Genomic DNA, 11,741 nt, shown 5'->3' with positions numbered 1-11,741 from the left:
GAATGGGAACAACGAAAGCGATTGTGCTCGGGGCGGGTATCGGCGGCCTGACCGCCGCGGTCGCGCTGCGCCGGGTCGGCGTCGAGGTCGAGCTCTACGAGGCGGCGACCGAGCAGCGCAAGACCGGCACCGGCCTCGGGCTGGCACCGAACGCGACGGCCGTGCTCGCCGCGCTCGACCTCGACATCACCACCGTCGGGCAACCCCTGCGGACCTTCGAACTGCGGACCGCGGCCGGAAAGCCGCTGCGCGAGTTGCCGATCGCGGCGATCACCGCCGAACTCGGCCATCCGGTGGTCAGCATCCACCGCAACGAGCTGATCGAGACGCTGCGCGCCGCGGGTGGGCCGCATCCGATCACCTACGGCGCCAAGGCGACCGGGTACACGGTTCGCGCGGACGGCGGTGTCGAGGTGGCGTTCGCCGACGGGCGGGTGGCCACCGGTGATCTGCTGGTCGGCGCGGACGGCATCCGGTCGACCGTGCGCGCCCAGTTGCAAGGCGAGCAGCCGGTGAGCGAGTACGGCTACCTCTGCTGGCTGGCGATCATCCCGTTCCGGCATCCGCGGATGACCGAGGGGTACGCGGGCCACTACTGGGGGCCGGGTCAGCGCTTCGGGCTCATCGATATCGGCGGTGGCCGCGCCTACTGGTGGGGCACCAAGAACATGCCCGTCGATCAAGCCCGGGAGTGGCAGGGCGGCAAGGACGAGATCGTCGCCGCGTTCGCGGGCTGGGCGCCGGAGGTGCGCCAGGCCATCGAGGAGACCGATCCGGGCGCGATCGTGGCGGTACCCGCCCAGGACCGGCCGTTCTCGGACCGGTGGGGCGAGGGACCGGTGACGCTGCTCGGCGATGCCGCGCACCCGATGCTCACCAGCCTCAGCCAGGGCGCGGGTTCGGCCATCGAAGACGGCTACGTGCTGGCCCAGTCCCTGGCGGGCGCCACCGATATCGTTGCGGCGCTGCGGGACTACGAGACCAAGCGCATTCCCCGGACGAAGCAGCTGGTCGCCGATTCGCGGCGGCTGAGCATGACCGAGCAGCTGGCCAACCCGGTGGCGGTCGGCGCCCGGGATCTGGTGCTGCGCTTCGCGCCCGCCTCGGTGGTCAAACGCGTGAACATGGAACCGATGCGCTTCACCGTCGACCCGCTGCCCGCGCGGGTGCAAGGCAGCGTGGACTGATGCCCGGCACATCGTCGCGCCCGCTGAGCCCGATCGAACGCTGGTACTGGATTCTCGACCAGGTCTCGCCGCTGAACGTGGTCTCCCGGGTCCGGGTGCACGGCGCGCTCGACGCCACGCTGCTGCGTGCCGCGGCCGACGCGCTGGCCGCCCGGCACCCGTTCCTGCGCGTCGCCATCGCCGCCGCCGACGACGGCACCGACCCGAGATTCGTCCCGACCGCCGCGCGGATCGAGGTGCGCACGATCACCGGCGACGACGCGACCTGGGCCCGCGAAGTCGACGAGGTCGAACTCGCGACCGGCACGGACTGGGCGAGCGGACCGCTGGCGCGCGTGCTGCATGTCGATCTCGGCGGGGACCACGATGTGGTGCTGGTGGTGTCCCATGTCATCGCGGACGGCACCTCGGCGCTGCGCTTGCTCCAAGACTTGGTGACCTACGCCGAAGCCGCACAGCGCGATCCGGCTCCGGTCACGAGCCTGGCCACCTTCGATCCGCCGGAAGCGCGACTGCCCAAGAAATTCCGGGGTGCGATCGGCGCGGCACGGTCGATGCGGGTCGCGCTCGCCGAGGAACTGCGGATGACCGCGGCCCGGCCGAAGCGACTGGAAGCACAAGCGGCCGTGGAGCCTTCGCGGCGACGCACCCGGTTCCTCCGACGGGAACTGAACGGCGACGAACTCGACCGGCTGGCCGGCGCGTGCCGGGCCAAGGGCGTATCCGTGCACGGTGCGCTGAGCGCCGCGTTGGCGGCCGCGATCGGGGAACAGATGACACCAGGCCAGGCGGGCAAACTGGCCATCGGCTCACCGGTCGATTTCCGCGGCGAGTTGCAGCCGCCCGTCGGGGCGGACGAAGCGGGCGCCTACGTGTGCACGCTGCCGACGGTGCTGCCCTTCGGACCCGCCGTCGACTTCTGGGAAGTCGCCGCACAGACCAACAGGGACCTGCGCGAGCGCGCCGCCGCGAGTCAGCATTTTGCGCTGGTCTCGATGCTCGGCGTGGTCACGCCGAAGTCGTTGGGGCACAGCGGCAAGACCATGAAGATGGCCGAACAGCGCGGGCCGGGCAATATCTGCCTGTCCAATATCGGCCGGTTCGACTTCCCCGACCGCGTCGGCGCGTGGACCGTCTCCGGCGCCCAGTTCATCGCCGGTATCTCGATGAGCGGCTACTACGTGGGAACGGTGAATTCCAGTCACGGGCAGCTGTTCTGGAACTTCACCTATATCGAGGACATCGTGTCCGAGCAGCGTGCGGTGCGCATCGCCGACGACGCACTGGACCTGCTGCGCAAGGCGATCGCCTGATCGGTGCGCACGCTGCCCGCTCGAGTCGAGCGGGCAGCGGTACGCCTATCCCGTGAACGGCGGGATGAATTCACACGGCACGGGGCGAGGGTGCGCCGGGTCCAGCGCGTTCAGCACATACGCCGCCGCGCGGGGACTGCCCGCGACACCGGCGTGCTCGGAGTAGTCGTCCGAACACCCCTGCTGCACCACGACATTCGTGGCGTTCGGCGCCGGTACCAGTCCGGCGGTGTACGGCACCACGATCTCGTCGTAGCGGGTCGCGATATTGGTGTAGGTGACGTTCGGGTGGTAGACGCCGTCGGCGTTCAGCGCCAGCAGGAAGTCCGAGTCGCGCACCGCCTGACGGCAGGCCTGGCACAGCGATCCGACCATCACATCGAACGCGGGCCCGGCGCCCAGACGCTTGCTGAAGGCCGCGATGTCCCCGGTGGCAAGCACATTCGAGCCCAGCCACGGCGGCGCGAGGGCGACCAGCTTGCCGACCTTGTCCGCACCGCCCAGTCGCTTGACGTAGTAGTTGCCGATGAGGTTGCCCTGCGAGTGTCCGACGATGTCGACCCGCTGCGCACCGGTGGCGGCGAGCACCCGGTCGACGAACGCGGCGAACTGCGGTCCGCTCTGTTCGATCGGCAGCATCCCGCCGAGGGCCGAGATCGGCCACGGCAGGTCGTAGGCGCCGAAGGTGAGGGAATACACGCAGTAGCCCTGATTGGCCAGCAGCGGGGCATACACGCCCCAATTCGTCTGCGCGCCACCGCCTGTGCCGTGCGCGAGAACGACCGGGTCGGGGTGCGCGGCGCTCGGGCGGCAGGACCAGTCGTTGCTGCCGGGCAGCGAACCGCCGTGATTCAGCAGCTCGTTCGGGATGCCCGCGAAGAAGTTGTAGTCGACCGGGTAGTCGGCTCGCGCGGGGCTCGCGGTGACCGTACACAGCGCGGCGAGCAGGACGACGAGTAGGGAAAAACCGGGAATGTGCCGCACGGGGGCCTCCAGATCTAGAACGTGTTACAGAAAATACCGCAGGCGGTGTCTCAGTCGGGGCGAGTCGCGAAAGTTGGTGCGGCTCGGACCTACGCCGCCGAAACGTGATGGTCGAGCCGCCGCGGCGACCGGTAAAGTTCGGCACAGACGGCGATTGTTTGTCCCGACGTCCGATTGCGGCCCAGCAGTCGAACAAAGAGGCATGGTGCGATTCAGACAGCGAGATCCGGCGACCGAACAGGTCCATCAGCTGGTGCGGACGCTCGCGTTGCCGCGTACCTGGCGGCGTGACACCTTCCTCGAACAGGTGGCCGCGCTGGTGGGCAAGCGAATTCGGTTGCTGCCACTGGCCGCGGAGGTGGCCGGGCAACTGCCGTGCGGGCTGGTGCTCGAGCGCGCCGACGATGTCGTGATCGCCTACGACGCGACCGGCTCGGAGTACCACGCCGATCACATCATCCTGCACGAGGTGGGGCACCTGCTGCTCGCGCACGGCGGGCGGCGATCCAGCGCACCGGACGCGGCCGTGCAGATCCTGTTCCCCAACGTGCGACCGGAGACCGTGCTGCGGGTGCTGCACCGCGGCGACTACGACGATCTCGCCGAACGGCAGGCCGAACTGTTCGCCTCGCTCATCATGTCCACGGCGCGGGCCGGGACGTCCGAATCACCGCTGCGGCGTGTGCTTTTCCGGGACTGAGTGTCCAACGTGCTGCACTCGTCGTGGCCCACCGCACTGTCCGCGCCGCTCGTCGGCGGTGCGCTGGCGCTGGCCGCGGTGCGGGCCTTCGTCTTCCGCGCGACCCTGCTCGAACGTCAGGGCACCCTCGTGCTCACCGGTCTGGCCTGCTCGGCCGCGCTGCGGGAACCGACCTGGCAGCGCTGGCTGACAACGGCCTCGGGCGGCCGCCTCTCGGCCGCGCTGCTGTTCCAGCTCACGATCTGTGTGCTGGTGTTCGTCGCGGCCCTCACCATCGTGACGCTCGGCGCGGTGCTCGGCGAAACCCCGCCGCTGCCCGCGTTGCTCGGCTTCGCACTGATCTGCTGCGGTGCCGGTCTGGCCTTCGGCAGCCGCGCCAGGACCGCGGGTCTGCTGATCGAGCAGGACGTCGGCTGGCACGCGACCGGATTCTGGCTCTCGCTGTGCCCCTTGATCTTCTGGATGGACACGCTGCTCGTCCGGATCGGCCTCGCGGAGCTACGAACGAGCACCGACCGGCGCGGTCTCGTGGTGCCCGCGATGGCGCTCGGGGTGGTCGGCCTGCACGTCGTCAGTTTCGTCTGGGGCCCGCTCTCGTGCGCGTACCAGCTGAACGGAATACCGAGCGTCTTCACCAGGATTCAGATCGCCACCGATCGTGACTTCGCGCTCTATCAGCTGACGCTGTTCACCGCGGTCATGGCCATTCCGGTAGTCCTGCACGCCGGCGCCCGCCTCGGCCTGGACTATCCGTCTCGGTGCCGGCGCCGGCTGTTACCGCTGTGGTCGGACCTGACCGCCGCGTGCCCGGAGTGCGTCTATCACGACCCGGTCTCGCCCGGCCTCGGCAACCGATTCCTGCTGCACCGCACGGTGATCGAGATCCGCGACTGCCTGCGCATCCTGGCACGCTACGACCTGGCTACCCCGGCGGGGCCACCTTCGAGCCGAGATCCCTTGGAGCGGTACGCCGTTCAGCTGGCTCGCGCCTGCGCGGCCAAAAGGCGCGGCGTGCGGCCGGTCGGCGCGACGGTGCCGCTGCCCTCGTCCGCCGAGGACGTCGAGGGGGAAATCGCCGAACTCACCCAGCTGGCGAAGCGGTGGGGCCCGGCTTGCAAAGCCGTAGCCGCCGAGGCGGTTCGCTGAACCGACGACGACCCCGCCGGACCCGGGTCGAGCGGGTGGCGGGGTCGTCGAACCTGGTGCGGCGGTTGGCCTCAGCCCTGACGGTAGGCCGCGACACCGGGCTGGCCGGGGAACTGCCCCTGCGCCGCCTGCGGTCCGGTCGCCGCCGGGCCCGCCGCGGCGTTCGCCTTGCCGTGCTGGATGCCCGCGACGAACAGCGCGCCGCACAGCACCAGGAAGGCCAGCGTGTGCAGCACCGCGCGGACGATGTTCCAGCGGACCCAGACGGCTTCGAAATCGGCCCGCACAGCGGCCAGATCGGCGATCTGGGCGACGTCACCGGCGGCGGCGAGCTGATTGTTCAGCGGCACGTTCAGGCCGGAGGTGACCGCGAAGGCGATCACGTTGATCACCAGGCCGACACCGATCCAGAGCAGCACCGTGCGCTGGTCCTTGCCCAGGTGCAGCAGCGCCGCGAGGATCGAGAAGCCGACGGTGCCCAGGAACCCGATCATGAACACCGGATTGATGATGACCACGTTGATCTTCTGCATCACGTCGATCATCGTGCGGTCGTCGGTTCGGTTCAGCGCGGGCATCACCGAGTTCGCGTACCCGTAGAAGAGGCCTGCGATCAGGCCCGTGGCCAGCGTGGCCAGCACCAGGGCGATGAGACGTGCGGCGGTCATTGTTCCTCCTGTGCGAAACCCGACCGGAGCCCTCATCGCTCCGGTTCCTGGTTCTCAGTCAAGCCGGTTCGGACACGGCTATCCATGGCCGAGAAGCTCGGCCGACTAAGCAATCGTCTACGGAACTCTCACAGGTCCCGATCGGAGATGAGGCCGCTTTGAATCGCCAGAAACGCCAGGCGGACCCGTTTCGCGTTCTGCGGCAGATCCTCCACCCCGAACTTGCCGAACAGCACCCGCAGGTGGGTCTTGATCGCGTCGACGCTGAGGAACAGCTCCTCGGCGATCTGCTGGTTCGACGCGGGGGTGGCGAAGGCCGCACCGTTCTTGTACGGGCGGCACAGCGCGATCAGCACCGAACGCTGGGTATCGGTGAGCTGACTGGTGGTGGGCGTGGAACCGGTGGAGGTGCGGGTGATGTCGTCGGCCACGCCGCCGAAATCGTGGAAGGACACCCGCGAGGTACCGACCCGGATGACATCCCCCGCCATCAGCCTGCGCCTGCCGACCAGTCGGTCACCGTTGACGAAAGTGCCGTTGCGCGAGAGACCGTCGTCGACGATGGTCCACTGGGCGCCGAGATATTCGATCGCGGCGTGCAGGCGGGACACCTCGGCGTCCCAGGACAGGGCGAGGTCGGCCTGCGGGGAGCGGCCGATCGTGATGCGCTCCTGCTCGGGCGTCAGCATGAACTCCTGCTGCCGTCCCGTGTCATCTTGGAATCGCAAAAATGATCCGACGAATCCAGTCACTGCGCCGATACCTCGCCTCTCCATACCGCCAGTGACCGTTGCACGTTTCCATGGTGCCGTGTCCTGGAACTACGAGCAAGATCGAGCCGCGCGCCACGCCGGACCGCGTGTCCGCCGGCGCCGCGGCAATATCCGCTGCCTATGAACGACGACGGGACCGCAACCGCTAAATACAAGACCGCCGCCCCGACGTCGCACGATTCGCGGGGGCGGCGGTGTGAAAAATACGAAACTAACCCTTGGCGGCCTTGTTGTACGCGTCGGTGATGTCGGCGGAGATACGGCCCCGCGCGGACACCTTGTGCCCATTCCGACGTGCCCAATCACGAATTGCCGCGCTTTGTTCCCGGTCGATCGAGACCCGGCCCTTGGGGGCACCCGTCGCGGTGGCGGCGGCCTTGACCCGGCGCCGGCCACTCACCCGGCGTGCGCTCGAAACCCACTCCTCCAGCCCGTCGCGCAGCTTCGCGGCATTTGCCGACGACAGGTCGATCTCGTACGACACACCGTCGATCGCGAACTCGATGGTCTCGTCCGCGATGGACTCACCATCGACATCGTCGATCAGGCTAACGGTGACCTTCTTTGCCATGAGATGAACGTCCTCTCGAAATCGTGCGACCCGCATACTAGGCCGATTACCCGAGGCAAGAATACCTCGAATTCCCAAATTTCCAAGACGAGGCCGAGATTTTGCAATCAGCTCGTCAGCGAGTGACCGGTCGCACAATTGGGAACAGTATTGTTTCCCGGATTCCGAGACCCGTCAACGCCATCAAGAGACGATCGATTCCCATACCGGTACCAGTGGTCGGCGGCATGCCGTGCTCCATCGCGGCAAGGAAGTCCTCGTCCAAGGCCATGGCCTCGTCGTCGCCCTGGGCGGCCAGCCGGGCTTGATCCACGAAGCGCTCGCGCTGGATCACCGGATCCACCAACTCCGAATAGCCAGTAGCCAACTCGAAGCCACGGACATACAGATCCCACTTCTCGGTGACGCCCGCAGCGGACCGATGTTGCCTGGTGAGCGGTGATGTCTCCACCGGGAAGTCACGCACGAAAGTCGGCGCGTACAGCTTGTCGCCGTACTGGTGTTCCCACAGTTCCTCGACAAGTTTGCCGTGCCCATAGCCCTTGCCCTCGGGAATTTCCAGACCGACCCGATCGGCAAGCGCGCGTAATTCGGCTATCGAAGTTTCCGGTGTCACGGAGACGCCGAGGGCGTCCGAGAGAGACGGGTACATCTCCACCGTCGCCCACTCACCGCGCAGGTCGTATTCGGTGCCGTCGGCGAGGGTCACTACCTGGGTGCCGAACACCTCCTGGGCGACTTCCTGTACCAATTCCCGGGTCATCCGCGCGGAGTCGTCGTAGGTTCCGTACGCCTGGTACGTTTCCAGCATCGCGAACTCGGGGGAATGCGTGGAGTCCGAACCCTCGTTGCGGAAGTTCCGGTTGATCTCGAAGACCTGCTCGAGTCCGCCGACCACACAGCGCTTCAGGAACAGTTCCGGCGCGATACGCAGGTAGAGATCGATATCCAAGGCATTGGAATGGGTGACGAACGGCCGGGCCGCCGCGCCGCCGTGCAGCGTCTGCAGCATCGGCGTCTCCACCTCGAGGAAACCGCGGCGCTCGAGCGCGTTACGCAGCGCGCGCACCACCGCGATCCGGGTGCGCGCCATTTCCCGGGCCTCGGGTCGCACGATCAGATCGACATAGCGCTGCCGGACCCGCGACTCCTCGTTCATCTCCTTGTGCGCCACCGGCAACGGTCGCAGCGACTTGGCGGCCATGAACCAGGAATCGGCCATGACGCTCAATTCACCGGTTCGCGAGGAGATCACCTCGCCGTGCACGAAAACGAAGTCACCGAGGTCCACATCGGCCTTCCAGGCCGCCAGCGCGTCCGCGCCGACGCCGTTCAGGCTGATCATCGCCTGCAACTTGGTGCCGTCGCCCTCCTGCAGCGTCGCGAAACACAGTTTGCCGGTATTGCGCATGAATATGACGCGTCCGGCGACACCGGCCTGCAGACCGGTCTGGGTGTCGGCGGCGAGATCGGGATATGCGGCGCGAATTTCGGCGAGGGTATGCGTCCGCGGCACCACCACGGGATACGCGTCACCGCCGGCCGCGAGCAACCGTTCCCGCTTCTCCTTGCGAATCCGGATCTGCTCGGGGGCATCGTCGGCCTCGGGGGCCACGGCAGGCCGCGAATCCGATGCGGGATCGCTGGAGGGGGAAGTGTTGGCGGTGCTCACATCCAACAACCCTAGCGTGCATCGGAAATCGTTTTGCGGGCCGCCCGCCCCGGTACCGCGTCCGGAGAAGGTCCCGGCCACGGCACTAACGCGCGAGGTAACACCGGCGGCCGCGGAACGGGCCGGCGCGCCTGCCGGATTTGTGCGGTACCGCGCGGTCCGGAATTGCCGCCACGGTGCGGCGAGCTGCGAAAACTCCTGGCGGCCCGAATCTTTCGAGCTGGAAGCGATTACGCCATAATTACAGCGAGGCGAGCGCGGCGACCTCGCGGGCGAAGTGCGGCGCGCGCATTCCGATGTGCAGCAGCCCCGCCGCCTTCAAGGCGTGGAAACCGCCGACCAGGTCGGTGGCCCGGCGCAATCCCAGTTGCTGCAGGGAGGCCGCGGCGAGACTGGAGGTATAGCCCTCCGAGCAGGCGATGATCCATTCGATCTCGTGATCGGTGGCCAGCGCCAGGCGCGCGGAACTCGACGGGTCGAGCCGCCATTCCAGCACATTCCGCTCGATCACCAGCGCGCCCGGCAGGGCGCCTTCGCGCACCCGCTGCGCCTGCGGCCGGATGTCGACCAGAATCGCGCCGCGGGCGAGGGCCTTCGGCAATTCGAAAGCGTAGATCCGGGTCAGTTGCGCCCGGGCGTTGTCGAGCATCTGATCGATCGTCAAATGTTCCATTACATATCACCTTCGGGCTGATCGGTGAGAACGGTTCGGGAGCGCCGCAGGGTGCCGTGGCCGGTGACCTCGTAATAGGACATGGCGGTGAGCGGCGGCGAATACGCGTGCACGCTGAGCGTCGGTTCGAGCAGTGCCGGATCCGTCGCGGCGGCGTCGGCGGTGCTGGTCACGGATTGGGCGGGGGCGCGCATCACATCGTGCACCCAGCCGATCGGAAACGACGCCTGATCACCGGCGGTGAGGATGCGGCGGCGCAGTTCGGTGCCGTTCCAGCGAAATTCCGAAAGGGCGCCACTGAGCACCGTCAACGCGCCCAGCGAGCCGGCGTGATCGTGCAATTCGGTGGATTTCCCCGGCGTCCAGCTGATCAGCCAGACATCCACCTCGTCATCGGCGAGCAGCCGGGCCGCCCAGCGTTCGTCGGCGGGCCAGATTCCGTTCGCGGGAAGCAGGTGGTCGTATCGACCGGCCAGTACGTCTTCGGCGCCTTCGTCGGTCAACCGCAACAGGTCGGCGGGACGCAGCCGCGTCGGTAATGCGGAAGCCACGGCACGATCGAGCGGCGGGGTAGCCGAAAAGTCGTCACGTGCGGAGGAAAGGGAAAGAACAGAAGAACGCATGAGCGAATCTCCAGGAGTTGGTGAACGGTCGAGGGCAGATGGTCAGCCTCGAACGGTCGAGGCCAGATCAGCCTCGACAACACTCCTGGGTGCGCACGCGAAAATACACAGCGGTGAGTGTATCAGTACCGGACCCGGACTCGGCAAGTCCGATCCGGTGCGACGAATCCGACACTCCGGAACTCAGGCGGCACCCTTGCGACGTTGGTTGCGCTCGTATACGAGGCGCAAGCCGGTCAACGTCAGATAGGGGTCGTGATCTTCGATGGTTTCCGATTCCGGGACGATCAACGGCGCGCTCGGGCCGGTCGCCACCACCGCGACATCGTCGCCGGCGAAAGCCTCGAACTCGTCCCGAATCCGGTCGACCAGTCCGTCCACCATCCCGGCGAAACCGAAGACCGCCGCGGACTGCATACATTCCATGCTGTTCTTGCCGACCACCGAACGCGGCCTGGTCAGCTCGACCCGGCGCATCGCGGTGCGTTCGACCACGGCCTCCATCGAAATCTCCACCCCGGGCGCAATGATGCCGCCGAGGAATTCGCCCTTGCCCGACACGAGATCGACGCAGATGGCCGTGCCGAAATCGACGACGATCGTCGGCGACGAATAATGCTGATAGGCGGCCAGGCAGTTCACGATCCGGTCCGCACCCACCTCTTTCGGGTTGTCCACCAGCAGCGGAATGCCCGTGCGCACCCCGGGTTCCACCAGCACGTGCGGCACCTGACCCCAATACTGAGAGAGCATGGTGCGCAGTTCCCGCAGCACCGGCGGCACCGTGGACAGCGCGGAAACTCCGATCACCTCGTCCAGCTGTGCACCGATCAGGCCGCGCACCTGCATGGCGAATTCATCGGCGGTCAGCAACGGATTGGTATGGATCCGCCAGTGCCGCACCAGTTTCGAATGCGCGCCGCTGCCCGAGAAAAGCCCGAGAACGATATGGGTATTGCGGACGTCGATCGTCAGCAGCATCTCATGCCCGCCGGTTGCTCAGCCCGCGAAGGACAGGGATCGCGGCGAGGTCAATCCGGAACCCTCGGGCGCGTGCGCGGGGTCCGAACCGAGTTCAACCGGTCGATTGCGCTCGTCCACGAAAACCACCTTCGGGTCGTATTCCGCGATTTCCTGCTCATTCATCTGCCCGTAGGCGATCAGAATGACGAGATCGCCGGGATGCACCAGATGAGCGGCGGCGCCGTTGATTCCGATCACGCCCGAACCGCGTTCACCCGCGATGACATAGGTCTCCAGGCGAGCGCCGTTGTCGATGTCGACGATGCAGACCTGTTCGCCCTCGAGCAGATCGGCGGCATCGAGCAGGTCCTGGTCGACCGTGACCGAACCGACGTAGTGCAGGTCGGCGTGGGTCACCGTGGCGCGGTGGATCTTCGACTTCATCATGGTGCGCAGCATGGCGTCGCC

The 11,741-nt window shown here is 67.2% G+C and carries 13 protein-coding genes; 4 read left to right on the top strand and 9 right to left on the bottom strand.

The window, feature by feature from the left end:
- Nucleotides 1-2: 2 nt before the first annotated feature.
- Nucleotides 3-1,187 carry an FAD-dependent monooxygenase gene (locus O3I_RS02365; RefSeq protein ID WP_041562364.1) on the top strand — a complete coding sequence of 395 codons (1,185 nt, stop codon included), beginning with the start codon at nucleotides 3-5 and terminating at the stop codon, nucleotides 1,185-1,187.
- Nucleotides 1,187-2,500, top strand: a complete 1,314-nt coding sequence (locus tag O3I_RS02360; protein WP_014981288.1) for a phthiocerol/phthiodiolone dimycocerosyl transferase family protein — start codon at nucleotides 1,187-1,189, stop codon at nucleotides 2,498-2,500. The genes O3I_RS02365 and O3I_RS02360 overlap by 1 nt, the downstream gene beginning before the upstream one ends.
- 45 nt (nucleotides 2,501-2,545) lie before the next feature.
- On the opposite strand, the gene O3I_RS02355 is transcribed toward O3I_RS02360, so the two are convergent.
- Nucleotides 2,546-3,484, bottom strand: a complete 939-nt coding sequence (locus O3I_RS02355) for an esterase/lipase family protein (RefSeq protein WP_014981287.1) — start codon at nucleotides 3,482-3,484, stop codon at nucleotides 2,546-2,548.
- Nucleotides 3,485-3,686: 202 nt separating this feature from the next.
- On the opposite strand from O3I_RS02355, the gene O3I_RS02350 reads away from it, so the two are divergent.
- Both O3I_RS02350 and O3I_RS42330 read left to right on the top strand, forming a co-directional pair.
- Nucleotides 3,687-4,184, top strand: a complete 498-nt coding sequence (locus O3I_RS02350; protein WP_014981286.1) for a hypothetical protein — start codon at nucleotides 3,687-3,689, stop codon at nucleotides 4,182-4,184.
- Between the two features lie 9 nt (nucleotides 4,185-4,193).
- The gene (locus tag O3I_RS42330; protein ID WP_141692272.1) at nucleotides 4,194-5,330 is read left to right on the top strand and encodes a DUF6545 domain-containing protein; all 1,137 of its coding nucleotides are present in this window, start codon (nucleotides 4,194-4,196) and stop codon (nucleotides 5,328-5,330) included.
- A gap of 71 nt (nucleotides 5,331-5,401) precedes the next feature.
- Here the strand turns inward: O3I_RS42330 and O3I_RS02340 are convergent, their stop codons facing one another.
- The 8 genes from O3I_RS02340 to panD form a co-directional block, all read right to left on the bottom strand.
- Nucleotides 5,402-5,998 carry a DUF1772 domain-containing protein gene (locus tag O3I_RS02340; protein ID WP_014981284.1) on the bottom strand — a complete coding sequence of 199 codons (597 nt, stop codon included), beginning with the start codon at nucleotides 5,996-5,998 and terminating at the stop codon, nucleotides 5,402-5,404.
- Between the two features lie 128 nt (nucleotides 5,999-6,126).
- Entirely contained in the window at nucleotides 6,127-6,687 is a 561-nt protein-coding gene (locus O3I_RS02335) for an FHA domain-containing protein (protein WP_014981283.1), read from the bottom strand.
- A gap of 295 nt (nucleotides 6,688-6,982) precedes the next feature.
- On the bottom strand, nucleotides 6,983-7,342 hold the full coding sequence (locus O3I_RS02330; protein ID WP_014981282.1) for a histone-like nucleoid-structuring protein Lsr2: 360 nt from the start codon (nucleotides 7,340-7,342) through the stop codon (nucleotides 6,983-6,985).
- A 115-nt stretch (nucleotides 7,343-7,457) separates the two neighbouring features.
- Nucleotides 7,458-8,957: a lysine--tRNA ligase gene (lysS, locus tag O3I_RS02325; RefSeq protein ID WP_014981281.1), complete on the bottom strand. Its 1,500-nt coding sequence runs from the start codon at nucleotides 8,955-8,957 to the stop codon at nucleotides 7,458-7,460.
- 298 nt (nucleotides 8,958-9,255) lie between these two features.
- Complete coding sequence (locus O3I_RS02320; protein WP_029900679.1) at nucleotides 9,256-9,678, bottom strand: rhodanese-like domain-containing protein; 423 nt, start codon at nucleotides 9,676-9,678, stop codon at nucleotides 9,256-9,258.
- An 8-nt stretch (nucleotides 9,679-9,686) separates the two neighbouring features.
- Complete coding sequence (locus O3I_RS02315) at nucleotides 9,687-10,310, bottom strand: cysteine dioxygenase (protein ID WP_041562362.1); 624 nt, start codon at nucleotides 10,308-10,310, stop codon at nucleotides 9,687-9,689.
- A gap of 183 nt (nucleotides 10,311-10,493) precedes the next feature.
- Nucleotides 10,494-11,291, bottom strand: coding sequence for a type III pantothenate kinase (locus tag O3I_RS02310; RefSeq protein ID WP_014981278.1), 798 nt, complete (start codon nucleotides 11,289-11,291; stop codon nucleotides 10,494-10,496).
- An 18-nt stretch (nucleotides 11,292-11,309) separates the two neighbouring features.
- On the bottom strand, nucleotides 11,310-11,732 hold the full coding sequence (panD, locus tag O3I_RS02305; RefSeq protein ID WP_014981277.1) for an aspartate 1-decarboxylase: 423 nt from the start codon (nucleotides 11,730-11,732) through the stop codon (nucleotides 11,310-11,312).
- Between the last annotated feature and the right edge of the window lie 9 nt (nucleotides 11,733-11,741).

Source organism: Nocardia brasiliensis ATCC 700358, assembly GCF_000250675.2.
In the GTDB taxonomy this organism is placed as follows: domain Bacteria; phylum Actinomycetota; class Actinomycetes; order Mycobacteriales; family Mycobacteriaceae; genus Nocardia; species Nocardia brasiliensis_B.
The sequence above is the reverse complement of the archived record's forward strand: the minus strand, read 5'-3'. Positions and strand labels throughout refer to the sequence as shown.